Origin of the sequence: Paenibacillus sp. DS2015 (assembly GCF_050433705.1) — a bacterium.
Classification (GTDB): domain Bacteria; phylum Bacillota; class Bacilli; order Paenibacillales; family Paenibacillaceae; genus Paenibacillus_AQ.
In genome coordinates, this window is sequence record NZ_JBNPWS010000027.1 from 17,446 (window position 1) to 43,390 (window position 25,945).

Sequence of the window (25,945 nt, forward strand, 5' to 3'; positions counted from 1 at the left end):
TGGATAAAAACCTATATTTTGACATTTACCTCTAAGATGTTACATAGGGAGGTAGTGTTGATGATGAATCCGGAACTAATCCTAAAGCGAATAGATAGTGCTAGAGTGAAACTTTATCAGATGGAGAAGCAGCACGGCGGATTTCTACACCCAAATGTGATAAAACAGTCTATGAGATTAGATGAATTAATCAATATGTACAATAGGCTCTACTTGAAAACGAAAAATTGAACTACATATCATTTGTTGTTCGGTATCATAGGGATGAATATTAAGAATCAAATTAGAGGAAATGCTTTAACCGGACGACAGCTAAACATAGTTGGACATTACAATTGATCTGAGACCATATTGAACAAGCCTGCCAACGTACATTCTCCATTCGGGGAACATCCAAACTTATGCATCGGATGAATTTAAGTTATACCAAACCAACATATACCTTAGCTACGGCAGGTGAAGCCAAGCAAGCTTATGCTAAGATAGATCGAACATTAAGCAGAACTGCTCTCATGAAATCAGAATTGACAGTGACGCTACCCACAATTTCGATATTGTGTTTTTTGATATCCAAACTTTTCAACTGATCTGTAAGGACAACGCCCGTGAATACAAGTCCAGCCGGAAGAGGAACTTCGAAGGCGTAATCCTTAGAACCCTTGGTGATTGGACATACAAAGGCAAAACCAGTTAAATCATTGAAATCTGTATCCGATAATACGATTGCTGGACGACGACCAGCCTGTTCATGTCCGGCTTGCGGATTGAAATTAAGCCATACTAAATCACCTCGTGCTGGAGTGGTCAAATCAATTCGTCCCCTTCAATGCCTAACTCGAATTCTTCATGCCGCGGTGCGTCAGGCTTGATTCTTGAGAGAAGTATTTTTAAATGATTACGCAGTTCCTCATTGGATTCTTGTGGTTTCGTCGTAGGACGTAAAAGAATGTCATTCTCAGGTGTCACCATAATCAGCATTTCTGCTCCGTCTTCAAGATTAAGACGTTTCAACAATTGGTTCGGAATACGCACTGCACTACTGTTACCCCATTTCCTGAGCGTAGCGGTTGTCATCATAGTCACGTCCCTTCCTGCCTTTCTATGCCTGCTGTTATAGGTTAAAATATGGCTATACCAATAAAGGGAGACGACTACTAAGATGAAGCAAGAAATAATTGAACGATTTACTTCCTATGTGAAGGTTGATACACAATCCAATGAAGACAATAATACCTGCCCTACGACACCTGGACAGCTAACGCTTGGACATATGCTAGTTGAAGAATTGAAGACGATTGGGATGAAGGAAGTAACTATGGATGATAATGGCTACGTTATGGCCACCCTTCCCTCCAATACAGATAAGATAGTAACGACGATCGGGTTTCTAGCACATCTAGATACAGCAACTGACTTTACAGGAACTAACGTAAATCCTCAATTAGTTGAGAACTACGATGGTCAAGATGTGACCTTGAATGAACCCTTACAGGTTGTTCTTTCCCCACGTCAATTCCCCAATCTCGCCAACTATATCGGTCATACGTTAATTACGACAGATGGTACGACACTACTGGGTGCTGATAATAAAGCGGGAATCGCTGAAATTATGACGGCTATGGCTTACCTTATTGTTCACCCTGAGATAAAGCATGGTACCATCCGCGTTGCCTTTACACCTGATGAAGAGATCGGTAGAGGACCTGCCAAATTTGACGTTGCTGCATTTAACGCAACCTACGCCTATACTGTCGATGGTGGCCCACTTGGTGAACTAGAATATGAGAGCTTTAATGCAGCGGCTGCCAAGATTACGATTAAAGGAAATAATATTCACCCCGGTACTGCCAAAGGCAAGATGGTCAACTCTGCCAAAATCGCCATGGAGCTACAAAGTAAACTACCTGCGGATGAAGCGCCAGAGCTAACCGATGGTTATGATGGTTTCTATCATTTACTTTCCATTCACGGTGATGTTGAACAGACTAACCTCTACTACATTATTAGGGACTTCGATAAAGATCAATTTCATGCAAAAAAAGAAAACTTGAAACAAATCGTAACTGAACTCCAACATCAATACGGTCAAGACAATATCATTCTAGATATGAATGACCAGTATTACAATATGAGAGAGAAAATCGAACCTGTGAAGGAGATCGTCGACATCGCCTATCAGGCTATGCGGAATCTGGGGATTGAACCTAAAGTCTCACCGATACGCGGAGGTACTGATGGTTCACAACTCTCTTATATGGGGCTACCTACACCTAACATTTTTACGGGTGGAGAGAACTTCCACGGTAAATTCGAATTCATCTCTGTCGATAATATGATCAAGGCAACACAGGTTGTCATTGAGATCATTAAGCTTTATGAGGAACAAGGGACGAACTAAAGCGAAGCTAACGAAAGTTTGAGCCTTTATCGTAAAGCCACAAAGACCTGACGGGAGCTTCATCGTCAGGTCTTTATTTATGAGTCACTGTTCTATTTCGGTGAAACCTTGCTTGAAGTAACCATCAGAAGTATTTCGATCCTTGATCGGTTAGGTAAGAATCTAACATTTGATTGAACATTTTGTTATGTGGCTTGATTATCTCAAGTATTTTTGATTTGTCTTTATTCCACGATGCACTACTAGAAAGGTATTCAACACTTTTCCCGTTTTTGGTATAGGTGAACTCATACACGTCTTTATTAATTATTTCATACAGATTAGCACCATAGTTATCTTGCCAAGAATCCAATCCAGCATGGATAGAAAATTGGGTTGCTCCATCCGTATAATTTAAATTCATACCCGTGGCCCATGCTTCTTTTTCATAGCCCTTTACAAACTTATTGTTTTTAAATGTTCCCTTTTGTTCTTTATATTGAAAACCATATACGACAGGAGCAAATACTTGACGTCTATATACGCCCTCTCCATTAAACATGTCATTGTTCCAGTATCCCATGTAGATAATTAAGGTGGGATCTCCGCCTTCTTCCATCGAGCTATACTCATAATCCTTTTCTGTCGTTATGTATTTTCCGTACCCGGATCTTTTTCCAGTAACCCATTCTCCTGAGTAAGTTTTGCTCTTAGACCAAGTCATCGTCCCTTTCCCATGAGGTTTACCATTGTTAACTTCCCCATAATACGTTGCTCCATTGGATAATTTCAAGGACACCTTCTCGGACTTCGCTTCACTTGTTAGTGTCTGAGTAAACGTAATAAGCATGAAACAAGCCAAAAAACTTATAAATAATTTCTTCATCGCTGACTCTTCCTTATGTAATAGTAGTAGCCGTACTCTAACATACTATTTTATAGCTCTTTATCGGAAAACACAGTTAGATTTATTAGATGAAAGAATCGACGCTCACGAGGCTTATCTGTATCCTTTGGCACACTAGTAATTTAAGATATAATAAAAGGTAATCTAGGATAAAGGAGAAATGATATGATGAGTAGCAATATTAAGCATATGGTTACATTCAATCTTCACGTAGGAAAGGATACACCCGAGGCTGAGGCATTCCTTACGGAAAGTGCCACTGAACTATCGGTTATTCCCGGTGTACAGCAATTCAAAGTGTTTCGTCAAGTTAGCGCTAAGAATGAGTACGACTATGGTTTCTCTATGGTTTTTGCGAACCAAGCGGCCTATGATGCTTATAATGATCACCCTGTACATCAGAACTATGTTGCTACACGCTGGCTAACAGAAGTAAGCCATTTCCAAGAAATTGATTTCATTCTTCACATATAACCATTAGAAAAAGGAGCTGGATGATATGACTGAATTGACTCGTCTAGGAAGAACCGATTTGTTAATCAATCCCATTGGATTGGGTACGAACGCCGTAGGTGGGCACAATATCTATCCGAACCTAGATGAAGAGATCGGCAAAGAAGTTGTTCGTACGGCTCTAAGAAATGGCATTAATTTTCTAGATACAGCTTACTTTTACGGTCCTGAGCGTTCAGAACAACTTATTGGCGAGGTGTTAAAAGAAACAGGCCGTAGACAAGATGTGGTTATTGCCACGAAAGGCGCCCATAAATGGGTAGACAATAAAATCGTCCTAGACAACTCTCCAGCTTTTCTGAAACAATCGGTGGAAGACAGCTTGAAACGGCTCAAAACAGACTATATCGACCTGTACTATATCCACTTTCCCGACGATCGCACACCTAAAGATGAGGCCGTTGATGCCCTACAACGATTAAAAAAAGAAGGCACCATTCGAGCGATTGGCGTATCCAATTTCTCCATTGAACAGCTACAGGAAGCTAATCGTGATGGTTACGTGGACGTACTACAATCTGAATATAATCTCTTCAAACGTGGCGCTGTACAAGATTTATTACCTTACGCCAAGCAACATGGAATTTCCTTTGTTCCATATTTCCCACTTGCGGCTGGACTCCTTGGAGGCAAATATACTAAGGATACAACCTTTGAGGATGGACGAGCGAAGAATCCACTCTTTCAAGGGACTGCCTTCATTCAGAATCTGCAAAAGGTTGAACAGCTACGCGAGCTCGCAAATGCCAAGGATGCGGAAATTGCTCATATCGTACTCGCATGGTACCTAACTCAAGATTCTATTGATGCCTTAATTCCGGGAGCTAAGAAACCGGATCAAGTCCTTAATAATCTAAAAACCCTGAACATTCAATTGACTCCTTCAGAAATTGAGCATATCAATCACATATTTGAGGGATAAAGGAGTGTGATCTACCACTCGGAGCGAATTATTCGTAGAGCTCTAGAGAGAACACTTTAGTTCAATCTTCTAGTTAGACTAAAAAGACTTTCAAACCCAAGATTGCGGATTTGAAAGTCTTTTATCTATAGATATAGATATAGATGATCTTAATTACACGTTGATTCGTTCTATTCCAAATTAGCATGTTTCCCATACATCTTGTTAGTGTCTAATCCCCGTTTCTCCATCATTCGAAGAATAACCGCATCATAAAAGACTAACAAAGTCTGCTCATATAGAGAAGCCATCGGCTGGATCGTGTTGTAGTTGCCACTTGCCTGATCCTTCGGTGCTCCGGGAAGTTTAACCGTAAAGTCTGATAACTTTCCGAGTGTAGATTCTGGATTAATTGTGACCGTAACCACAGAAGCATCCAAACTCTTCGCCTTCTCAGCCATCGAGACCAAGGTCTTTGTCTCTCCAGAACCTGAACCAATGATGAGCACATCACCTTTATCAATGCCTGGTGTGACCGTTTCTCCGACCACATAAGCCTCAATCCCCGTATGCATCAGACGCATGGTAAAAGCCCGTCCCATTAACCCTGATCTTCCAGCACCCGCAAGAAATACTTTACCCGATTGCAGAATGGTATCTGCTAATTTCTCAGCCTCTTCCTCCGCAATCAAAGTCACCGCTTGCTGCAATTCTTTGATGATCTCGGCGGTATATTGAATCGTATCCATCATTGGATTAGGCCTGACTGACTAATTTTCTCATCTCAGCTGCTGCTGCTTTGATGTCCTTCTCGCCCGTAATCCCGCCACCTACGATAACAAGATCAGGATTAGCTCTGATTACTTCTGGCAACGTACTTAACTTGATTCCGCCAGCAATCGCTGTCTTAGCTGTCTTCACTACACGTTTGATAGTCATAAGCTCTTCAAAAGAGTTCTTACCTTCTGCTTGATGATCGTAACCGGAGTGCACACAAATGTAATCTACACCCAGTGCATCTACTTCTTTCGCTCTTTCCTCTAGGTTCTTCACATTAATCATATCCACTAGAATTTTATTGTTATGTTTCTTAGCTTCTTCCACAGCACCTTTAATGGTGGAATCATCGGAAACGCCTAGAATCGTAACAATATCCGCTCCGGCTTCGGATGCCTTCATAACCTCATATCCACCTGCATCCATGACTTTAAGGTCTGCAAGTACACGAAGATTAGGGAATGCCGCCTTCATTTCTTTGACAGCACGTAATCCTTCGTTAATCACGATAGGTGTACCAATTTCAACGATATCTATATATTCCGCAACCTCGGCTACGATCTTAATTCCTTCTGGGATATCTACTAGATCCAATGCTAATTGAAGCTCCATATTGTAATCTCTCCTCATAAATTCATATTATTGTTTACTTGCTCATTGTAGAGCCTAACTTTCCATTTCGTAAGTAGGCACTTTAATGTGGTGTAGTTACCTGGAGGATACTATGCTGTTTATAAGGAAGAAACATACGTAACAATAAAAGGACATCCCTTCAAGCTTAACAACACTTGATAGGATGTCCATATTGAATCAAATATATTGCCTTTCCCCGGAATAAGAATAATCAGCGTTCACCAAGATCAAACTACGTACTACAACTTCTTTTGCGAAGCTGAATTATTCCATACTTTGTTGGTTAACAAATTCCTCTAGGGAACTGGAATATAGTAAGCTGTATAGGAAACGTTCGCCGTCAGAATGCTGCCAGGATCCCGCTCCTCATAGGGCTGTTGGAAACTAAAGCTATCTACAGACACAAGACGCGGTAGATTCTGAAGCTCGGTCATCCATTGCCTTATTTCATCATAGGTTCCCTTCAATACCGCAGCGATCGTAACCTCTTTTACATCTGGGAATATAGGGTTAATGCTGCCTGACATCAGATGAACTCGATTACTATCGCTAAGCGTGAATGAGGCATCTGTCAATTCAACATATGTTTCATTACCAATATAACTCAGATCCAGTAACAGTTGCTCACTGTTATCCATATCAGGAAGTAGCTCATGAAGCTTGGAAGAGTCCATGGCATCCTTGGCAGCATCTTCCGCCTTTAGCTCATCCACTTTAGCCTTGATCATCTGGTTCTGATCACCTAGCTGCTTCATTTCCATACTTTGTTCTTCGATCTGCAGAGTTAATGGTCTTAGCGATAGCATATAAAATGCAAATAAGAGCAGGAACAATATCACTGTACCCATGACAATCAGGTTGCGATGTTTGTTAAGAGTCTCCATTAGTTCGTTGTCCCCCCTGCATCTGTCTCATTCCCTGTATCAGCCGCTACCTTGTTCATGCGAATCACATATTGCATCTCGTACACCTTCCTAGACGACGCCGTATCTTCTGAGCCGATAGCCTGAATAGCTACACGTTGCAGATTCAGTAACGAAGGTATGCCCGCGAACGACAATGTACGTAACTTAACTAAATAAGCTGAGGCATCCTCCATTGTGACGAAATCAATGGCTAAAGAAATCTCACTATTCTGAACGTACGAAATATCTCGGATGACTGCCCCCTCTGGCAAGTAACTGCTAAGCTCATCCAATACAGCAACCGGGTTCATCCGAAATTGCTTAAGCGCAGCAATGACATCATCTGGATTACTTCCTTCCTTCCCATGATCCTTATTAAGACTCGCTAATTCAGCTTCGAGCAAGGTTCCCCTCTCTTTCATAGACTGAATGCCTTGTACTTGACTATCCGATTCACTCCGGTTCTGTATATATGTGACACTAGATAGCAACAACCCGATGATCCATAAAGAAAATAGTCCAATTGCCACATAAGGAAACAACTGAGCTTCGCGATCTTCACGGGGAAGGAGGTCGATGGAGAAGCCTCCCTTTGCCCGTAACGCAGTTCCCAAAGCAACCCTGAATTCATTGATCTCTGGTTCAAAGCTATCTGCATCCGGATAAGACTCGAATCCAATAGCACGAACAGATATCTCAGGGAGTACTTGACCCAGCTCACTCGATAGCTGTTCTCTACTCTTATTAGGCCCTGTAATGATGATATCAGAGAGACGGCTCGAACCCTCGTATAAGCTATTTTGGTAGAAGTTCATCATTCTAGAAACTTCTGCAACTATCTCAACCATTTGTTCGTATGACAAGGTTTCCGTGCTATGATTTACTTCTATATTAGAATCCTCCGACTGATAACGGTCATTGAGATTAATGGTTCGCATAAACACCGGATGACTGCTGTGAAACAAATAAATATCTAATAAACCATGATCCAGATGGATCAGCATTGTCTCTGAGAAGGACTCTGAATCTGTATTGTTCAACGTGAATAAGCGCGCTAAGGCCATTGCTGAAATTTCCACGCTTTGAACCTTGAGTCCGGCGGTCTCCAGCATGGCTACATAATTCTCTATTAATTTGCGAGATGCAGCAAAGACCAGCAACGTAGTACTGTCTTCATCTTCTTCAATCTCTAAATAATCATAGATAGGATCGGCGAATGGCAAATGTAGGCTCGTTTCAACCTCCAATGCCGCCAATTGTTCTACCTGCTTCCGATTGATGCTCGGGATGGACAATTTGCGGATAATGATTTGTGACGGGGGGATTGCAAGGGATACCGCACATCCATTTAATCCCTCACTTCTTACCCATTCGCTCAGTTCTTTTTGGAAAGACTCGACATTGACAACCTGGTTATCCACAATCACGCCCGGCTGTAGAGGAAGAAATCCCTTCTTATCGATCCTTCCCGTCTTCTTGCTCTTTAATTTGACATAACGGATTCCGGTATGTTCAATGGTAAGGCCGATCCATTTCGTATTCAATCCTAACATGCGCAATGGTTCCTCCTAACGAATGAGCGAGAGATACCCGCTAATAATCTGTTGACCATAACCATAAGATACAAGCGTTCCTATGGCCAGCCAGGGTCCAAATGGTATGGGTTGCTTCCTTCTGATGACGCCAAGTAGCAGGAGCAGGCCGCCGACCATACTTCCTAGCGTACAAGCGATTATAAAAGCCAGAATCACCTGTGGAAACCCTACCACCCATCCGAACAATATGAATAGCTTCACATCCCCCATCCCCATCCCACCTCGTGATAGGAACATGATGAGCAGTATTACACCTCCGCCTACCACAGCACCAAGTAAATGGTTCCATCCCGTATCAAGTGGACATACCAACCGCATTATAAATAGCAGAGGAAGAAAGAACAGCAGCACTTTATTCGGAATAAGCATAAACTTACAATCGGTTACCGTAATGATGACGGCCAGACTGACAAGGATGAAGCCCATTATTCCTTCACCCGTAAGGCCAAACCGTATATATACCCACAAGAACAGTAGCGCTGTCGCCGCTTCGACCAGTGGATATTGTAATGAAATTCGTGCACGGCAATGGCGACATCGCGCGGCAGATAACAAATAACTCACAATAGGAATCAAGTCTCTATGACGCAACACCGTACCGCACTGAGGACATTGTGAAGGTGGCCGTACAATCGACTCTCCTTCAGGAATCCGTAATCCCACCACATTATAAAAAGAGCCTAACACCAGACCCAGCAATGTTACATATATTCCGATGAATATCGTCATGATCGCATTCACCTTCTTAGTAAATTTGAAACCGGAACCAGACTACATAGATCCGGCTCCGGCTTCAGGTTGTTGACTGCGTTAATGAATAATGATTTATTATTTCTTTTGATTAATCGGCGGGAGGTGTAGTGGTAGTGGTAGTAGTTTTCTCTTGTTTAAGGACTTCGTCAGCATCAAATTCCAAACCAGTGGTATGTGTAGCAGTTACAAGCGTAACCTTATCCAGCGCACCAGTAGCATCAAAAATTACACTTCCCTCAGTAATGGCCTCTTTAGTACTTGGTAGATAAATAGTTTTGTCTAAATACCCTTTGGCCGTTAAAGTATCATCTGTAGTTGCTGGTGAAGCATTAACGATCGTAACAGTTCTTCCGGTAGTTCCATCTTTAAAATCCCCATTCTTTTCGCCAATTACATAGATTCTAGCCGCGTCATAGATCTGCCGCGCAGTAGCCAAATCTGAATCATTCTTTGACTTGTTAATGATATTACCGATCATTGGGATAGCAATGATTGCAATAATCGCTAGAATAACGATAACCGCTAACAACTCAATCAATGTGAACCCTTTCTCATCCTTTTTCACTTTCTTGAATACCTTAGACATGACACTTGCTTCCATCGTACATTCCCCCTACTAATTTTAATAAAGACTATAAAAAGTGAACGAAGGGCTCACAGATTACCGTACATACTGAACATCGGTAGCATAATCGAGGCAACGATGATCCCAACGATCCCTGCCAGAAAGGCGATTAATAAGGGTTCCAGTAGCGATTTCAACCGGTCTACCGTGTTCTCGACATCCATTTCATAGAAATCGGCTACCTTGTCCAACATTTGATCGAGCGAACCCGTCTCTTCGCCAATAGCAATCATCTGCGTTACTAAAGGGGGAAATACCCATGCAGTCTTGAGAGGTTCAGATAATGGATTTCCTTGGCGCAGCGAATCTGCAGCCTTGTGAATAAATCCACCGACGACCTTATTCCCAGCTACATCCTCTACAATCGCCAAGGATTGCAGAATGGGCACCGAACTAGCATATAAGGAGGCGAAGGTCCGACTGAATTGGGCAATAGAGCCTTTCTGTAACAACTTCCCGAATACAGGCAGTTTGAGTTTAATATAATCCACTCTATAAGCCCCCCGTTCGGTTCGCTTAAACACTTGGTAAGCGCTAACAATTATGATCAGTGCACTAAGCCATAAATACCATTGTCCCTTAATGCTATTACTGAGTGAGAGCACCATCTTAGTAATGGCCGGCAATTCAGCATTCATGGAATCAAACATTTGTACGAACTGCGGTACGATTGCCCACAACAAGTAGATTACAACTGCCAAAGCGAGCAGTCCCACTGTAATCGGATAAGTTAGAGCAGATTTGATCTTCTCCCGGGTTTTGTGCTGCTTCTCGAAGTAGGATGCCAACCGGTCAAGTGTCCCTTCAAGGTCACCCGATTCCTCCCCAGCTCGAATCATACTTACGAACAGAGCCGGAAATACTCGCTTGTGTTCCTGAACCGACTGGGAGAAGGATACTCCCCGGAGCAGACTCGAGTTGACCTCCAACAATGACTTGCGAAGCGCCTTGCTCTCCGTTTGCAATGCGAGAATGGACGTAGCATCTACAATTGAAATACCTGCGCGAATTAAGGTGGAGAACTGCCGACAGTAAATAATGAAATCGATCATTTTCACTGGATTTCCAATATAAATCTCCATGGACAGCAGCGTGTGCTGTTGTTCTTCTAGTGAAAAAACGGTTAACCCCCGTTTCCGAAGATCCTCCATCGCTGAAGGCTTGTCCATGGCCGTTAGTATCCCTTTTAATGACTTCCCGCTACCCGTTTTCACTTGATACTCAAATTGCGGCATCAGTCTTTAACCTCCGATATATATTCGCTTGCAGCCTCATCAACGATTCCGTTCTTCCGCAAGTCTCGAACACACATTTCTAACGTGTGCATTCCCTGCATGCGACTCGTCTGCATGACACTCTTGATCTGATGTGTCTTCTCGGTACGAATCAGATTCGCTACTGCAGGTGTGTTAATCATGATTTCCGTAGCACAGACACGACCGCCTTCGCACTTAGGAAGTAATCGCTGGGATATTACCGCTACCAATACAGCTGCCAGCTGCGCTCGGATCTGTTTCTGCTGATGAGCCGGAAAGGCATCAATGATCCTATCAATACTCTGTGGCGCATCGGTTGTATGTAGGGTAGCAAGGACCAGATGTCCTGTCTCCGCGATACTGATTGCAGAAGATATCGTCTCAAGATCCCGCATTTCCCCAACCAGGATTACATCCGGATCCTGCCTAAGTGACGCTCTAAGACCGTTTGCGAAACTTGAGGTATCCCTTCCTACTTCCCGCTGATGGATCAGGGACTTCGCGTTCGAATATATAAATTCAATTGGATCTTCAAGCGTCATAATGTGCCTCTGCTTCTTGTGATTCAAGTCATCTATCATAGCGGCTAGTGTAGACGATTTCCCACTTCCGGTAGGTCCTGTTACCAGGATAAGACCTTGTGTCTTTAATGCTAAAGTGGATATGATTGACGGAAGAGCAAGCTCTTGCAGAGTAGGAATGTATAAAGGGATATTTCGAACGGCAATACCCATTTCGCCACGTTCTCTGTACACATTTACCCGAAAACGAGCCTTCCCTTCAATCGAGTAAGCAAAATCAGCTTCTCCCATCTGTTGAAACTCTGCGCCACGCTCACTACCGAGTAAATCATTCACCATTTGTTCCGCTTCCGCAGCGCTAACTGGAGCACTCTCTGTAAACTGAAGAACACCGTCTATCCTCAATACAGGCGGAGCTCCTACAGAAATATGCAGATCTGATGCCCCAGAATCTACGGTCAGTACTAATAAATCTGCAATATCACGCAATGAAAGCCCCATCGCCGTGGTCCCCCCATTATGTATGTGATACCGTCTCTCGCATAACCTCTTGCAGAGTGGTAAACCCTTGAACTACTTTGTCGACGCCATCATCCATTAATTCAATCATTCCTTGACTTCTCGTAGCCGTTCGGAGTTCGTCGAACGAAGCTGAAGAGGTAATCAGTTCCCGGATGGCATCATTCACCAACAAAACCTCATGAATAGCGATCCTTCCTCGATAACCGGTATGATTGCAGTTACCGCACCCTTTCCCATGATGTAGTTCCTGTACTTCAATCCCATGACTGCGAAAGAAAATCGTTTCCTGTTCCGTTGGTTCTCGGGTCCCTTTGCAATCAACGCATATTCTACGAACTAACCGCTGAGCAACAATACCGATCAGCGAAGAGGCTATTAAGTAGGGTTCAATCCCCATATCACGCAGTCTCGTAATGGTACTGATCGCATCATTCGTATGCAACGTAGATAGTACAAGATGTCCGGTTAAGGAAGCGCGAACCGCTATCTCTGCCGTCTCTGTATCCCGTATTTCCCCCAGCATTACGATGTTGGGGTCTTGACGTAATATAGATCTTAACCCTGCCGCAAATGATAGTCCGATCGATGTATTGACCTGCACTTGATTAATACCCTCTACTTGGTATTCCACCGGATCTTCGACGGTGATAATATTGACACTTTCCTCATTTAACTGACTAAGCACGGAATATAGAGTCGTTGTCTTACCGCTCCCTGTCGGTCCGGTGATGAGAATAATCCCATAAGGACGTTCGATCATCTCCTTAAACATTTTAAGACTATGATCGTTAAATCCTAAATGGTCGATGTCCTTAAGTCCTGTACTTGTATCAAGCAACCGAAGTACGATCTTCTCTCCGTATATTGTTGGCAATGACGACACCCGAATGTCCACCATTCTAAAATCAAATTGCACCTTAATCCGACCATCTTGTGGCAATCGACGTTCCGCAATGTTTAGCTTGGCCATGATTTTTAGTCTGGCTGTGATGAAACCCTGCATCTGCTTGGGAATGTGGCGTTCGGTTTTTAACGTACCATCGATTCGATAACGAATCGCCAAATTGTTCTCTCCCGGATCTACATGAATATCGGAAGCCTTTAATTGTACGGCTTGTTGAATCATCTGATCGACCAAACGAACAATCGGTGAGTCATCACCCGTAATTTCTGTCTCTTCAATTTCACCCTGTGTAGGAAGATCAATCATCATCTTGCTCATGGAGTCTTGGAGGCCGTAATGACGAGCAATGGCTCGCTGCAATTCATCACGGGTAGATATGGCTGGTTCTATGCGAAAACCTGTGGTCATCTGCAAATCTTCAATCGCATAGTAATCTAGCGGATCAGCCATAGCGACCATCAACTTGCCTCCTTCTTTCATCAAAGGAAGGACTTGATATCGTTTGGCCATACTTTCGGGTATGATCTGAGTGATAGCGGGGTCAATCTGATATTTAAATAAATTGACGTGAGGAATTCCCAATTGAAACTCTAGGACTTCAATTAATTGCTGCTCCGTTATATATCCCTGCGTAATGAGAAGATCACCCAGCTTGCGCTTGGTTCTCTTCTGCTCTAGTAGAGCCTCCTGAAGCTGCGTATCGGAAACGATACCATTTTCAACCAACAAGTCGCCCAATCTCTTATTCATGATCGCCAATATTTTCAGCTCCATTTTCAGAATTTGTGAGACAAACGCTATATTAGTTCTTAATGCCTATTGAAATCTACTATTGCCTACTACTAGTACTTTCCTTATAATGTTAATATATAGCACGATATTCCTGCATTTACAACAACAATATCTATAATTATTTCAAATTCAGGCATTTTTATAGTAATAATTACTTATTTCATGATTTTCATGGGGGTATAATGATGCAACGAACTAAGTATTTCATCCTATTCATCGTTTCCGTTTCTATTTTATTTTTAATAGTAACTATTCCAATGCAAGAACGTTCAAAGGTCCTAGCGGACACTTATACGTATAAGAGCAAAATTCTAGAGATCACTGACAGCGGCGAGTCAGATTTCGATAAGATCAAGCCGTCTTTCCCCAATATTACCTTTGAAACCATAAGCATGAAGACATTTGTCGCCCTGCGTACTGATCTTGATGGAAAATATGATGCTATCTATATTGGTAGCGGAAGTCACAGTACAAGTAACCCAGTCGATGTCCGGAACATTAATATTGATGAGAATGGTGTGAGGGAGAAGCTGAAAAGAGCTCATAATACAACAGGTGTAGCGAACGATATTACTCATCTGAAGTTAAACCAGATTATCAATCAATACATTAACAAGGGCCTTCTCGTTATGCTGCACAATGATCTTCTGAATCAAATTCCAAATCTCCAGAAGAAGCCTTCAGACCAGAGGATTCTCCACGACTCGTTTATAAAGTATGATAATCTCGCCACGGATCATCCTAATGTATTCTATTTAAGCTCTGATGATCTAGCAATGAAAACTACTTGGCTTATAGATAAACTAAAAAAAACCCCTTACACATCCATGTTACAACAACGACCGCGCCTATCAGTCACCGAAGAGCCTAGCAGCAGTACTGCTTATAGGACAGGGGACACCATTCAATTCAAATTCAGGACCGCCAACGTGTCTGATTATGCTAGCCATCCATTGAACGCTAACTTATACATTGGCATTGACTCCACAACTAAAATGACGAATGATCAACTTGTTGCAACTGCACAAGTAACAGATGCTGGAGAACGAACAATAGAATATATAGTCCCACCAGGATATTCAGGTCTCTTATACTGGAAGTTGGAAATTACCGATTCTCTCAATCGAGCTGAATTAAAAGATTACAAATCCGGCTCCATTCGTTATGTAGGCGAGAAAACAGTAGTTCGCGTACTACAAGTAATGCCAAATGATAAGGAGCAAAGTAGTCTTCTCAATCCTCAAAACATGAAGCAATCTTATCTTAACGACTCCAATTATGAACTGAAAATTGAGACATTGCAGTTATCTACTTTTAATCAATCTGGTGTATACACCAACCTTAACGGGAAGTATGACATGTTAATCTTTGGTTTCGGGGATGAATATAGCAGAGTTAGCAACGCTTCACCACTGTCATCAGAAGCAGCCAATGCAGTACAACGTTTCATCAATACAGGTCAGAGTGTTATGTTCACGCATGACTCGCTATTCAGCAATACCCAAGTTGATCCAACCATTGGTAACTACTGGAAGGTATGGCGAGATCATTTCGGTATCGTGGCGGGACAGCCTCATGAGAACTTCACAAACTTAGGTGCTTATGCCGAGAACAATGCCAACCGTACCGTGAAGGTGAATGAAGGACTACTGACACAGTATCCCTTTGACTTAAGTAAGGGGGCGGGAATTGGCGACATCGCTATTACGCATAATCAGTACTTTACGCTGGATCTTGAGGATGAAGAAATCATTCCTTGGTTCAACATTGAGAGTAGATCTACAGAAGATCCTTATAAGAGAGATATATTTGACAGTTGGAACCATTTCTATACTTATTCCAAGGGGAACATCACGTTCTCAGGCACAGGCCATACCAATACCCAATTCCCCGATTGGGAACAAAAACTATTTGTGAATACAATGAACCGAGCTTTCATAGGCTCCAATCATCCACCGGAGATTACAGTACACACGCCCACATCGGGAAACACTGTCCCTTCACACCAACAAATTGCATTGAGTTATACGGTCAACGATCTCGACTTGCAGGACCGCAAAGTATTTACGGATGTTACCCTTAAATACAATGTAAATGGCGTAGAGAAAACAAAAGCTATATTCACCAACAAGGAGGTTCTCTCTGGAGAGACAGTTACCACAGCCTTAGGCAACCCCCTACCCGAAGGCGGACAATTGACGATCGAGATCACAGCAAGGGATGTCAAGGGAGCTACCTCACGTCAGACCCTAAATATTAATGTAGCCAAAATCTCAGCTAACTTATTGGCAGAGAGAACGATAACCAGCAGCATTCTTAACCATAAAGTACTTAAAAACACACCGGTAGCGATCACTTACACGATTACTCCCAAGCCGATACCTAATGTTCTGACTGCACCCAGTGCTAACATAGTCATTCCTAACGTTGCCTTCCATGAATCGTTTCCTGCGGGTCTAGAAGTGAAGCCACCATCCGCGGCAATAGGGAAAACTGGAACTTTAGGGACGGGCTATACTCTATCAGGAACACTTGGAAATATCACATACTCACTATCAACAGATAAGACAAAATATACAGCGATGCCGATCACCTTTACAGTAGATGTCAAGCCTACAAAGAATGGAATATATACTTTAGATCATTCAAACCTGACATTTACCGACATTGGGGCTTCAAGTCCCACAACGGTTGCGTTTCCTTCCATCGTATTTGAGGCTATTACTTTAATAAACAAGTTATCTCTGACTGATATGACTTTATTGGTAGAAAGAACCGGAAAGATGCAACCCGTCATCGAACCAGAAGACGCCAGTAACAAAGAGCTAACCTGGATTTCAAGTAGACCCGATATCGCCACTGTCGATGATTTGGGAATTGTTCAGGCTATAGCGCCGGGTCAATCCACCATCACGATTAAAGCCAAAGATGGAAGTGCGCAAGAAACTTCAGCTACTGTAACCGTCATTACACCAGATCTGAGCATCATTGGACCTGATACAGTAAAGGTTCACGAGACGATCACCCTCACGGCCAAGCTTATTGCCGCCGGGGAACATGTGACTTCTGTTCAATGGTCTTACAAGGACTCACAGGACATCCAATACGCCGAAATTAAAACAACCGAAGATGATTGGAAACGAGAAATTGAAGGGAAGAAGTCTGGAGAGGTGACCTTTGTGGTAGAGGTTATTACCCTTGAAGGTGGGCACTATTCCAAAGAATTTACGGTTACTGTCACGAATCCTATTCTAGGCGTTCACATTGAAGGTCCATCCAGTGTAAAGGTCAATAGCTCAGTGGAACTCAAGGCCATCTTAGAGCCTTTGGATGCAGATCCAGAAGACTTCACATGGTCCTTGGTAGGAGCTGGGGATAGTACCCTAGCCAAGCTAGAGGGTCATGGTGATACGGCAACCATAACAGGAAGAGTCATGGGGCAGGTTACGGCTAGGGTTCAAGTAGGAGGGAAAGAAGCTACTCATATTGTAGACATAGGTCCTGTTCTGACCGCCCTACGTCTGCCTGACGTTACGTTAGTGGAAGGTGCCTCTTATTCACTATCAGGAGATCTACGTATTTTCCCTGAAACCCTTACCCTGCAGGAGATCGGTAGCGACTTACGCTGGAGCAGTAGCAACGCTAATGTAACCATCGTACAGAGCGGTTCCCAAGGTGGAGATATCTTTGCTGCCAAGAAAGGATACGCCACAATTACAGTGTTCTTCGTGTCTAAGCCAAGCATATTCACTGAAATGACCGTGAAAGTCACAGCACCACCTAACTCCGACCGCTATTAACACCAACAAAAAGAGAGACAGCCCATCGGCTGTTCTCTCTTTTTCTCATGCCTAAATTATTTCATTTCCATCTTGCCGACTCTGACATTAATCTGATTGACCCGCGGCAGGCCAATATTCTGGTGTTCGAATACTTCCTGATTGTATTCCACTTGGAAGCGTGGTTTCGAACCATTACCATACGGATCGAAGTCAAGCCTATCCCCTCCTGAATTCTCCTTCGTTTCACCCAAGACAGCGTTGATCGTGAGGTCTCCCTTTGCGAAGAATCCCCCCTTCAGTGAGAAGACAGAGCCCACACCATACAGTTCTGCTTTCTGGTCCGTATAGAAGAAGGCTTTCAACTCTGTAGGAGTGGATTGAAAGGCTTCTAACCGATTAATCAATATTCCTCCTTTAGAAATCAGCACCAATTCACTACCACCCCTCCCTTTAATGGTAGCATCTTCAAGAACAGTAGAGTAGCCTGACACGGGCTGGATTCCCCCCTGTCCGAGAACAAAGACGGTGGCATCGAACTCAGCCTCACCACGAATAAGTACATTGCCCGTGACTAGCATATTGGCGCGAATAGGTATAAAGCCTCCATCCAAGTGGTCAATCGTCAGATCACCGTCAACAATAAACCAATTTCGGGTACTCTCATAAGTAATCCCTTGAAGTTCCATACCATCCAACACCAAATTCCCCTTATATACGGTAGATTTCACTGGCTTGTTCACTTCGTTCATATGTTGTCTATATAGATCCATTTCCTGTTCATAGACAATCATTTGCTGATCATAGATCGCCACCTTACTTTCATAGAGTGTCCGTTCTTCTGGAGTCATGTCACTTGGCTCCTCGGGCTTGATGGGTTCCTCCGGCTTTACTAAATCATCTGGTGTTATGGATACGAACCTCCCAGAATAATGAGTACTCAGAAATTCACTTAGCTTTCCTGCAGCTATATTATCCTTGACAGCCACACGGTCACCATCACTTCCAATCGCTTCCGTCACTTTATCTATAAAGGAATCATGTACGTTGATTTCTACAAACTCGCGGTTATTCCTAATCTTCACTTGGTCCATAGAAATACCCAGAATTTTTTGGATCGTAGCATTCATTTGTGCAGGAGCCTCATCCTCTATCTTAAATTGCTCCCCATCTTGGGAATATCTCCATTCAGACAAAGACTGAATATACGCTGCGCCATTCAACAACTTCGGAAACTTACTACTTGTGCTAAGGTTGGGATTATTCTTATATGTGTATACTGCTGTATTACTAATTCGAAATTGTTTACCAGCATATAGATTCCCGTCTATAGATGGCGCCCCATTAATCGTAAGATTGCTCTGGGAACCAATGGCGTATTTAAGGAAATCTGGAAAAGTATCAATAATAACTTCCTGACTCAGCTTACGGATGACTCCATTCACTTCAGCTTCTGCCGTAAGGGTCAACACATAATTGATCAACAGTTTATTCCCTGTCCCTACATCATCGCGGGTATATGTGATGTCTGTTATTCTCGAACTCCCTCCAACAAGCTTCGTTCTCGTAGAAAGACCGTTCAAATTATCCTTTAAATCACTTAGAAAGGTGTCAATTCTAGAATCCAGTTCTGCATTACTGATGTCTACCTGCCCATCCAACGTAGCTGTAATGTACGCAATCGTCTCGTCCAGCGTCTTCTCAGCCAAATGTAGACTTTGGACATCGTTCTGTCTCGTTTGGGTCCTTTGCGCACCTCCGATCGCCGCACCCATAACGGCCAAACCCAGCATCGTAAGCAGCAGAATCAGGAACAGAACCATAAGCAATGAAGAGCCCCGTTCCTCGCGCAGTCGCATTGGTTATCCCCCTTAGCTAAAATCCAAATTTACTTTCCATTGCCAAATCATATTCCCGACCATCATAGCTTCGGGACAGCACAAGCTTAATCTTGATCAGCCCACTCTCACAGGAGGTAAGTCTACGACATTCTAAGGAAACATAGGACTCTGGTTTAACTTCTGCCTGAATCATGGTTCGCGGGTCTGTATTGTCAGAACTATCTTCTTCCTCTTCGTATACAAGCGTTGGAGACTCAAGTCTATTAATCTTCCCAATACGTATGGAGCCATCATCCATAATTCGAATGGATTCCCACTCCTTGATGGATGGACTAGTAACACTATCACGTTCTAGAATAATTCCTTCATCTAAGTCAATGTCATTCCAAGGGCGTATCCGATCAGGCACGAAAGTGTACAACTCCGTAATGATGGACGACATCACAATATCCGCTTCTTCCCGAAGAGAGTTCTCTATCGTAATCTTATCGTAGCTACGAAAACCGAATATGAGGGTTGAAGAAATGATTCCCGCCATAATGGATACCAAAGCTAGGGTGGCGATAAGCTCAACCAAGGTCAGCCCTTCCTCGTCGCGATATCTCTTAACGAATTTTCTCATCGGTCACATATCCCTCCACCTTCGCCTCGTTTCGTCCACCTGGGTCACCCGGGCCTCTTACGGTAATCATAATTGGAAGTAGTAAGTCTTTAACTTCTTCCGTCTTCAGGCCATTATATAGGTCATCCTGAAATTCAATGGATACCTGATAGTTAATTCCATTGACTACAGGGTTCAGAATATCCTTGAGTACAGATGAGTCTTCGAATAATTCATGACAGTCTAATACTTCGGGAGTATCTACTTCACGGGTACATTGGTCAGATGAAATAACGGTGTGATGATCATCGACAAAGAACTTGTTTAACTTTTGGAAGTCCTGCTTCTCTACATAGAACAATACGTTTCTTGCTAGATGGACCATGACGGTCTGGCTCTGATTATGTTTAGCACTAGAAAGCGCATTCATGAAGTAAGACATAAGTACTAGTGAAGCAATAGACAAGATCGTAATGGATGCCAGCACCTCGATAAGTGTAAAACCCTTCTCACTCCTACAATCACGACTCACGGTAACATCCTCATCCCCCACTGGATTTAATATTTTCCTAGAACTCTTATAGGTATTTATTCATAGTTAATTATAGTATTTAGTTCTATATGATTCAATGATAATCTGGAATAATACTACAAATAAGGAACGACAGAGAAAATAGACCTACTTATAATATTCAACACAAAAATACACCCCTAGAATTTCATTGGCTAAATCGACAATTTTGCCAATATCTATTCTATGGGGCGTACTTAACAGAAGGGAGCAACTCTCTCTTAACTTCTGTATATTGGTATTCAATATTGTACTTATAGCAGCCTTACACCACAGGAAACCAACCCGGGCTGTTCATCATACCTTGCCATAATGGACCTGGAACCACCAATAGTTTCTGTGCATCTTTACTTACTGTCGTAGCTATGTCCGCTTCTCTGCCTGATTCGATCTTCTCCACCCAATCCGGTTCAACAATAAGTTCTCGACCTAGAGCAATCAGAGGGATCCCAATCTCTAGGGCTTTCAAGGCATCATCTGCTGTCTGGATAGAACCTACTCCCATAATCGGAACACGCTTGCCCACACAGTCTCTAATTAATTCCATCCGTGAAAGACCATTAGCTTCTACGCCACGTCTTGGCTCGGACCAAAAGTCCATAAGGGAAATGTGGATGTAGTCTAGATCCTTCTCTGCTAATGCATCAAGCAATGCGAATGTATCTTTCATCGTAATGCCCGCCTCTTCTGGTTCTTCAGGGGACAAACGATACCCTACTAAGAACGGACCCTTCGCATGTAGAGCTACTGCTTGCTTTACAGCATCTACAATTGCTAGTGGGAATGCCAAACGCTTCTCAAGGCTTCCTCCAAAACGGTCTTCACGATGATTCGTGAATCCAGAGAAGAACTGTTGCAACAAGTAATTGTTAGCTCCATGAATTTCGACGCCATCATAACCCGCTTCAATAGCTCTACGAGTAACCTCGCCGAATTCTTGAATTATAGCGACAATTTCTTCATCTGAAAGGGCACGTGGTGTCACTTTGCCATCATCCGTTGGCACTGCGCTAGCACTGACAACATCACCATTTACGAGTTCAGGCGGACACATACGTCCACCATGAAAAATTTGCAGGACAGCTTTCGACCCTTTTTCCTGAATCGTTGTTGCGACTCTTGCCAAGCTAGGAATGAAGTTATCGCTGTAACCTGCAAATTGACCATGAAATCCTTGACCATTTACGGAGACATTCGTACAGGCCGTAACAACCAAGCCCACTCCACCCGCTCTACGGCTATAGTAATCAATCTCAGCATCTGAGACTGTTCCATCTAAATTTGAAGACCAGTTCGTCATAGGCGCCATCACAACACGGTTCCCTACCTGCACACCACTACGAAAAGTAAATGATTCGAAAAGCGGATTATACTTAGCTTCCATCTGATTAGTCCTCCCATTACTTAAATGTACTTTCTGTAACTATTATAGTTACATTTATGAGGAATTGCAAATCAGTAAGAACAACCGACCAAGGTATGTATCGCAGACTCACGCGATCGAATTCACTTCCTGTTATAACCTCCTACTGTTACACACCTACACTTTCCTGAAATTGATTCCCATGCAGCTCGTAGTATAAACCCTTCTGTTCTAAAAGTTGTTCATGACTCCCCTGCTCAATAATCTGTCCATCTTCAATGACAAGAATCTTGTCTGCATTCCGAATGGTACTTAATCGATGGGCGATCACGAAGCTCGTTCTTCCTTGAAGCAGGGTGTTCATCGCTTCTTGAATCTGTATTTCAGCTAAAGTGTCCACACTACTCGTAGCTTCGTCCAGTATCAGCAATGCAGGATCGGACAGAATGGCACGCGCAATGGTAATGAGCTGTCGTTGTCCATGACTAATGTTTCCACCTTCTGCGGACAGGATCGTATCATATCCATGTGGAAGTTGACTGATGAACGGATGGGCATTCCCCTGAATCGCAGCTGCTATGACTTCTTTATCGGAAGCATCGAGCCGACCATAGCGGATATTATCACGGATAGATCCAGAGAATAGGTGTGCATCCTGCAATACCATCCCAAGTTGTCTCCGCAGACTATTCTTCTCCATATGACGAATATCTACTCCATCAATAAGAATCTCACCTTCATGAATCTCATAGAATCGTCCGATGAGGTTAACAATCGTCGTTTTTCCCGCCCCTGTCGGTCCTACCAGAGCAATGGTCTCACCTGGATTGGCCGTAAAGGTAATGTGACGTAAAGTTGCATTTCCTATGCCGTACTGAAAGTGGACATCCCTGAATTCAACCTTACCCATCATGGAAGTCACGTTATTTGTCGATTGGACATCATCATACTCTGATGGAATCTCCATAATTTCAAATACTCGTTCTGCCCCTGCTACCCCGGACTGGATCATATTATATTGATTCGCGACCTCGTTAAGAGGTCCACTAAATTGTTTCGCATAAGCTAAAAAACTGACGATAACGCCGACCGTCGCCATCTCATGGATCGCGAGATAACCACCCACTGCGGCAATTAATAGATAGCTCAAATGGTTGAATACATTCATGAAAGGACCCATCATCCCCGAGTATATCTGTGCTTTAATTCCAGCTTCTTTTAGCTTCGTATTGGTGATGCTGAATTCCTCAGCAATTCTCGTCTCCTGATGAAACAACGTGACGACTCTCTGACCCGATACCGTTTCTTCAATGAAGCCGTTCAATTCACCAAGCTTTTGTTGCTGACCTTTGAATTGACGCTGGGTGAACTTAGCAATCTTCTTCGTAATGATCGTAATCAGGGGAATCGTCACCAAAGCCACAAGCGTTAGCCAGCCATTCAATATCAACATCATCGTTAACGAACCGATCACCATGGTTACACTGGAAATCATTTGGATTAGACTCTGATTCAACGTATTGGAGACATTATCAATGTCGTTGGTTGTACGGCTCATAAGCTCACCATGACTCTTGCTGGCAAAGAACGGAATCGGTAGCTTCTGGAGATGGCTGAACAGATCTCCTCGAAGACTCCACACAGTACGCTGTGATACATCCGCAAGAATGAAAGCTTGTAGCCATGTCACTAGGCTACCTAATCCATATATCAATAACATGGTCATACATAACTGGAATAGGCCCTCGTAAGCCCTTGGAATAATATATTGGTCCAGTGCCATTCCGGTAAGATAAGGTCCAGCTAGCGCAAACCCTGCTGCAATAATTGTAAGGATAATAACGGAAAACAACCGAAAAGGTTGGCGAAGTAGATAACGTCCAAGTTTGCGTAATGAAGATAATGTAGTATTCATACGTTAGGCTCCTTGCTGGGATCTAGCAATATCCCGATACAGTTGGCTACGTGAAAGTAGCTCATGATGTGTACCCTCTGCGGTAATTTCACCATGCTCTAGCACAATAATACGGTCTGCATGCTCGATGGAAGCAATTCGCTGTCCTATAATGATGCAGGTACTATCCTGCATGATGTTGTTCAGTGACTGCCGTATCCGCAGATCCGTGTTCAAGTCTACTGCACTGGTGCAGTCGTCAAGAATAACAATCTTCGGTTTCATGAGTAACGTTCGTGCAATGGCCAAGCGTTGCTTCTGACCGCCCGATAAATTAACGCCTCGCTGGCCAAGCATCGTATCGTACCCATCCTGTAGATTCATAATGAAATCGTGTGCCTGCGCAGCACTGGCCGCTGCTTCTACCTCTTCTTGCAAGGCTTCAGGCTTTCCGTAGCGAATGTTATCACGAATCGTACCGCTAAATAGTAATGCTTGTTGAAGCACCATCCCAACTTGACGATGAAGTTGCTCTGGTTCAAGGTTATTGACATTGATCGAATCGATCAGGATTTCTCCTTCGGTTACATCATAGAAACGTGGTATTAAACTTACCAGTGTCGATTTACCTGCTCCGTTCACCCCCACGATTCCAAGGGTCTGACCGGGCTCAGCAATTAAATTAATATTATGTAGAACCGCGTGCTTCGCTGTTCTACCCTCATAACTAAACCCAACCCCTCTGAATTCTAAGCGACCCGCATGTAATGTAGATGCCGTACTAAGGGACTCCTTGTCAGCAACCGCCTCTTCTGAGGAAACATCATCTAATACTTCATTCACTCGGTCAGCAGAGGCTTTCGCCCGTGAGATCACCATCAATTGGTTACCGAGTCCAAGGGTAGATTGCAATAACTGTGTAATGTAGGTTAGGAATGCCGCTAGGTTACCCACGGAAAGCGAACCCTCTTCAGAGAGAACCCCTCCATAATACAAAGCACCCACAACACTAAAATTGAGGATAATAGACATAATAGGTGTGTTTAAAGCCACCACTTTAGCAGCCTTAAGACTCGCGTGAAGAAAGTTCGTATTACTCTCACCGAATCTAGCTTCCTCATAATCAGATCGTACGAAAGCCTTCACCACCCGAATACCAGACAGATTCTCCTGCATCACTGTATTCACTTGATCTAACCGCTGCTGTACGGTGGAGAATAGCGGTATGGTTACTCTCGTTGTCACCACAAGGAACACCACTAACAACGGGATCATAGCTAGCAGAATCAACGAGAGCTTGGGACTAATGGTGAATGCCATAATTAAACTGCCGATAATCATAAATGAGCCCCGTGCAAAGACACGAAGCACCATCATAACCACGGTCTGAAGTTGCGTAATATCGCCCGTTAGCCGAGTTACAATCGTACCTGCCCCGAAATGGTCTAAGCTTCGAATAGATAACGATTGCACTTTTTGAAATAACTTCTGCCGTAAATCTGCGCCGAAATTTTGTGAGGCGATCGTTGAAAAGATGGTACAACATGCACCTCCGACTAATCCAACAATCGCAACCATCAACATGATTAGACCCGTTTGGGCAATATGCCCAAGATCACCTAACATAACGCCATCATTCACAATACTGGCCATTAATCTAGGCTGAAGAAGATCCATACAGACCTCAAGTAACATAAATAACGGACCTAGAAGAGCAACGAACCAATAAGGTTTAATAAATCTAGTAAGTTTAAGCAAGTAAACACCTCAATCTGTCATCCATTTATTCGGAACAATGCGTCTATTTCAGTAACAATGTTGAATTTACAACTTGTTTTCTGGCTTTCCATGCAAAATATTCTTTTATATAATGTCGAATTGTTTTACAATATGGCAAGTGTGTCCGGATTCGGCG

24 protein-coding genes are annotated in these 25,945 nt (G+C 43.2%); 6 read left to right on the plus strand and 18 right to left on the minus strand.

The window, feature by feature from the left end:
- Positions 1-60 precede the first annotated feature (60 nt).
- Together J2T13_RS19615 and J2T13_RS19620 are read left to right on the plus strand one after the other, a co-directional pair.
- Positions 61-231: an aspartyl-phosphate phosphatase Spo0E family protein gene (locus J2T13_RS19615; protein WP_429374053.1), complete on the plus strand. Its 171-nt coding sequence runs from the start codon at positions 61-63 to the stop codon at positions 229-231.
- Positions 232-350: 119 nt separating this feature from the next.
- Positions 351-587, plus strand: coding sequence for a winged helix-turn-helix domain-containing protein (locus J2T13_RS19620; RefSeq protein ID WP_429374104.1), 237 nt, complete (start codon positions 351-353; stop codon positions 585-587).
- On the opposite strand, the gene J2T13_RS19625 is transcribed toward J2T13_RS19620, so the two are convergent.
- Positions 473-808 (minus strand): type II toxin-antitoxin system PemK/MazF family toxin, encoded by a 336-nt coding sequence (locus J2T13_RS19625; RefSeq protein WP_429374054.1) that lies wholly within the window; start codon positions 806-808, stop codon positions 473-475. The genes J2T13_RS19620 and J2T13_RS19625 overlap by 115 nt on opposite strands.
- Entirely contained in the window at positions 805-1,077 is a 273-nt protein-coding gene (locus tag J2T13_RS19630) for an AbrB/MazE/SpoVT family DNA-binding domain-containing protein (RefSeq protein ID WP_429374055.1), read from the minus strand. Before J2T13_RS19630 ends, J2T13_RS19625 begins: the two co-directional genes overlap by 4 nt.
- Before the next feature lie 82 nt (positions 1,078-1,159).
- On the opposite strand from J2T13_RS19630, the gene pepT reads away from it, so the two are divergent.
- A complete protein-coding gene (gene pepT / locus J2T13_RS19635) occupies positions 1,160-2,398 on the plus strand; it encodes a peptidase T (protein ID WP_429374056.1) in 1,239 nt (412 codons plus the stop codon).
- 124 nt (positions 2,399-2,522) lie between these two features.
- Here the strand turns inward: pepT and J2T13_RS19640 are convergent, their stop codons facing one another.
- Positions 2,523-3,263 (minus strand): hypothetical protein, encoded by a 741-nt coding sequence (locus J2T13_RS19640; protein WP_429374057.1) that lies wholly within the window; start codon positions 3,261-3,263, stop codon positions 2,523-2,525.
- A 186-nt stretch (positions 3,264-3,449) separates the two neighbouring features.
- Between J2T13_RS19640 and J2T13_RS19645 the strand changes: the two genes are divergently transcribed.
- Together J2T13_RS19645 and J2T13_RS19650 are read left to right on the plus strand one after the other, a co-directional pair.
- Positions 3,450-3,758 (plus strand): Dabb family protein, encoded by a 309-nt coding sequence (locus J2T13_RS19645; protein ID WP_429374058.1) that lies wholly within the window; start codon positions 3,450-3,452, stop codon positions 3,756-3,758.
- 25 nt (positions 3,759-3,783) lie between these two features.
- Positions 3,784-4,719: an aldo/keto reductase gene (locus J2T13_RS19650; protein ID WP_429374059.1), complete on the plus strand. Its 936-nt coding sequence runs from the start codon at positions 3,784-3,786 to the stop codon at positions 4,717-4,719.
- 170 nt (positions 4,720-4,889) lie between these two features.
- Here the strand turns inward: J2T13_RS19650 and hxlB are convergent, their stop codons facing one another.
- The 9 genes from hxlB to J2T13_RS19695 all read right to left on the minus strand — a co-directional run bounded on the left by hxlB (position 4,890) and on the right by J2T13_RS19695 (position 13,939).
- Positions 4,890-5,447, minus strand: a complete 558-nt coding sequence (gene hxlB, locus J2T13_RS19655; protein ID WP_429374105.1) for a 6-phospho-3-hexuloisomerase — start codon at positions 5,445-5,447, stop codon at positions 4,890-4,892.
- 7 nt (positions 5,448-5,454) lie between these two features.
- A complete protein-coding gene (hxlA, locus tag J2T13_RS19660; RefSeq protein WP_429374060.1) occupies positions 5,455-6,087 on the minus strand; it encodes a 3-hexulose-6-phosphate synthase in 633 nt (210 codons plus the stop codon).
- 317 nt (positions 6,088-6,404) lie between these two features.
- The gene (gene pilO, locus J2T13_RS19665; protein ID WP_429374061.1) at positions 6,405-6,992 is read right to left on the minus strand and encodes a type 4a pilus biogenesis protein PilO; all 588 of its coding nucleotides are present in this window, start codon (positions 6,990-6,992) and stop codon (positions 6,405-6,407) included.
- A complete protein-coding gene (gene pilM / locus J2T13_RS19670) occupies positions 6,992-8,566 on the minus strand; it encodes a pilus assembly protein PilM (protein WP_429374062.1) in 1,575 nt (524 codons plus the stop codon). Before pilM ends, pilO begins: the two co-directional genes overlap by 1 nt.
- Positions 8,567-8,581: 15 nt before the next feature.
- Complete coding sequence (locus J2T13_RS19675) at positions 8,582-9,337, minus strand: prepilin peptidase (RefSeq protein ID WP_429374063.1); 756 nt, start codon at positions 9,335-9,337, stop codon at positions 8,582-8,584.
- Positions 9,338-9,449: 112 nt separating this feature from the next.
- Complete coding sequence (locus J2T13_RS19680; protein WP_429374064.1) at positions 9,450-9,962, minus strand: prepilin-type N-terminal cleavage/methylation domain-containing protein; 513 nt, start codon at positions 9,960-9,962, stop codon at positions 9,450-9,452.
- 53 nt (positions 9,963-10,015) lie between these two features.
- A complete protein-coding gene (locus J2T13_RS19685) occupies positions 10,016-11,221 on the minus strand; it encodes a type II secretion system F family protein (RefSeq protein WP_429374065.1) in 1,206 nt (401 codons plus the stop codon).
- On the minus strand, positions 11,221-12,264 hold the full coding sequence (locus J2T13_RS19690) for a type IV pilus twitching motility protein PilT (protein WP_429374066.1): 1,044 nt from the start codon (positions 12,262-12,264) through the stop codon (positions 11,221-11,223). The genes J2T13_RS19685 and J2T13_RS19690 overlap by 1 nt, the downstream gene beginning before the upstream one ends.
- Positions 12,265-12,280: 16 nt before the next feature.
- A complete protein-coding gene (locus J2T13_RS19695) occupies positions 12,281-13,939 on the minus strand; it encodes a GspE/PulE family protein (protein WP_429374067.1) in 1,659 nt (552 codons plus the stop codon).
- Positions 13,940-14,166: 227 nt separating this feature from the next.
- Here J2T13_RS19695 and J2T13_RS19700 point away from each other — a divergent pair, with 227 nt between their 5' ends.
- A complete protein-coding gene (locus J2T13_RS19700; protein ID WP_429374068.1) occupies positions 14,167-17,781 on the plus strand; it encodes a DUF5057 domain-containing protein in 3,615 nt (1,204 codons plus the stop codon).
- A gap of 56 nt (positions 17,782-17,837) precedes the next feature.
- On the opposite strand, the gene J2T13_RS19705 is transcribed toward J2T13_RS19700, so the two are convergent.
- From J2T13_RS19705 to J2T13_RS19730, 6 genes are all read right to left on the minus strand, one after another.
- Complete coding sequence (locus J2T13_RS19705; RefSeq protein ID WP_429374069.1) at positions 17,838-19,619, minus strand: hypothetical protein; 1,782 nt, start codon at positions 19,617-19,619, stop codon at positions 17,838-17,840.
- A gap of 16 nt (positions 19,620-19,635) precedes the next feature.
- A complete protein-coding gene (locus tag J2T13_RS19710) occupies positions 19,636-20,223 on the minus strand; it encodes a pilus assembly FimT family protein (RefSeq protein WP_429374070.1) in 588 nt (195 codons plus the stop codon).
- A complete protein-coding gene (locus J2T13_RS19715) occupies positions 20,207-20,734 on the minus strand; it encodes a type IV pilus modification PilV family protein (protein ID WP_429374071.1) in 528 nt (175 codons plus the stop codon). Before J2T13_RS19715 ends, J2T13_RS19710 begins: the two co-directional genes overlap by 17 nt.
- A gap of 304 nt (positions 20,735-21,038) precedes the next feature.
- Positions 21,039-22,157, minus strand: coding sequence for an NADH-dependent flavin oxidoreductase (locus J2T13_RS19720; RefSeq protein WP_429374072.1), 1,119 nt, complete (start codon positions 22,155-22,157; stop codon positions 21,039-21,041).
- A 148-nt stretch (positions 22,158-22,305) separates the two neighbouring features.
- Positions 22,306-24,051: an ABC transporter ATP-binding protein gene (locus J2T13_RS19725; protein WP_429374073.1), complete on the minus strand. Its 1,746-nt coding sequence runs from the start codon at positions 24,049-24,051 to the stop codon at positions 22,306-22,308.
- 3 nt (positions 24,052-24,054) lie between these two features.
- Positions 24,055-25,788 carry an ABC transporter ATP-binding protein gene (locus J2T13_RS19730; RefSeq protein WP_429374074.1) on the minus strand — a complete coding sequence of 578 codons (1,734 nt, stop codon included), beginning with the start codon at positions 25,786-25,788 and terminating at the stop codon, positions 24,055-24,057.
- Positions 25,789-25,945: the final 157 nt, after the last annotated feature.

What these genes read in the sequence shown, in the direction of transcription:
- J2T13_RS19615 (WP_429374053.1), top strand. Translation starts at nt 61, where the DNA reads ATGATGAATCCGGAACTAATCCTAAAGCGAATAGATAGTGCTAGAGTG.
- J2T13_RS19630 (WP_429374055.1), bottom strand. Translation starts at nt 1,077, where the DNA reads ATGATGACAACCGCTACGCTCAGGAAATGGGGTAACAGTAGTGCAGTG.
- pepT (WP_429374056.1), top strand. Translation starts at nt 1,160, where the DNA reads ATGAAGCAAGAAATAATTGAACGATTTACTTCCTATGTGAAGGTTGAT.
- J2T13_RS19640 (WP_429374057.1), bottom strand. Translation starts at nt 3,263, where the DNA reads ATGAAGAAATTATTTATAAGTTTTTTGGCTTGTTTCATGCTTATTACG.
- J2T13_RS19645 (WP_429374058.1), top strand. Translation starts at nt 3,450, where the DNA reads ATGATGAGTAGCAATATTAAGCATATGGTTACATTCAATCTTCACGTA.
- J2T13_RS19650 (WP_429374059.1), top strand. Translation starts at nt 3,784, where the DNA reads ATGACTGAATTGACTCGTCTAGGAAGAACCGATTTGTTAATCAATCCC.
- hxlB (WP_429374105.1), bottom strand. Translation starts at nt 5,447, where the DNA reads ATGGATACGATTCAATATACCGCCGAGATCATCAAAGAATTGCAGCAA.
- hxlA (WP_429374060.1), bottom strand. Translation starts at nt 6,087, where the DNA reads ATGGAGCTTCAATTAGCATTGGATCTAGTAGATATCCCAGAAGGAATT.
- pilO (WP_429374061.1), bottom strand. Translation starts at nt 6,992, where the DNA reads ATGGAGACTCTTAACAAACATCGCAACCTGATTGTCATGGGTACAGTG.
- pilM (WP_429374062.1), bottom strand. Translation starts at nt 8,566, where the DNA reads ATGTTAGGATTGAATACGAAATGGATCGGCCTTACCATTGAACATACC.
- J2T13_RS19675 (WP_429374063.1), bottom strand. Translation starts at nt 9,337, where the DNA reads ATGACGATATTCATCGGAATATATGTAACATTGCTGGGTCTGGTGTTA.
- J2T13_RS19680 (WP_429374064.1), bottom strand. Translation starts at nt 9,962, where the DNA reads ATGGAAGCAAGTGTCATGTCTAAGGTATTCAAGAAAGTGAAAAAGGAT.
- J2T13_RS19685 (WP_429374065.1), bottom strand. Translation starts at nt 11,221, where the DNA reads ATGCCGCAATTTGAGTATCAAGTGAAAACGGGTAGCGGGAAGTCATTA.
- J2T13_RS19690 (WP_429374066.1), bottom strand. Translation starts at nt 12,264, where the DNA reads ATGGGGCTTTCATTGCGTGATATTGCAGATTTATTAGTACTGACCGTA.
- J2T13_RS19695 (WP_429374067.1), bottom strand. Translation starts at nt 13,939, where the DNA reads ATGAATAAGAGATTGGGCGACTTGTTGGTTGAAAATGGTATCGTTTCC.
- J2T13_RS19700 (WP_429374068.1), top strand. Translation starts at nt 14,167, where the DNA reads ATGCAACGAACTAAGTATTTCATCCTATTCATCGTTTCCGTTTCTATT.
- J2T13_RS19705 (WP_429374069.1), bottom strand. Translation starts at nt 19,619, where the DNA reads ATGCGACTGCGCGAGGAACGGGGCTCTTCATTGCTTATGGTTCTGTTC.
- J2T13_RS19710 (WP_429374070.1), bottom strand. Translation starts at nt 20,223, where the DNA reads ATGAGAAAATTCGTTAAGAGATATCGCGACGAGGAAGGGCTGACCTTG.
- J2T13_RS19720 (WP_429374072.1), bottom strand. Translation starts at nt 22,157, where the DNA reads ATGGAAGCTAAGTATAATCCGCTTTTCGAATCATTTACTTTTCGTAGT.
- J2T13_RS19725 (WP_429374073.1), bottom strand. Translation starts at nt 24,051, where the DNA reads ATGAATACTACATTATCTTCATTACGCAAACTTGGACGTTATCTACTT.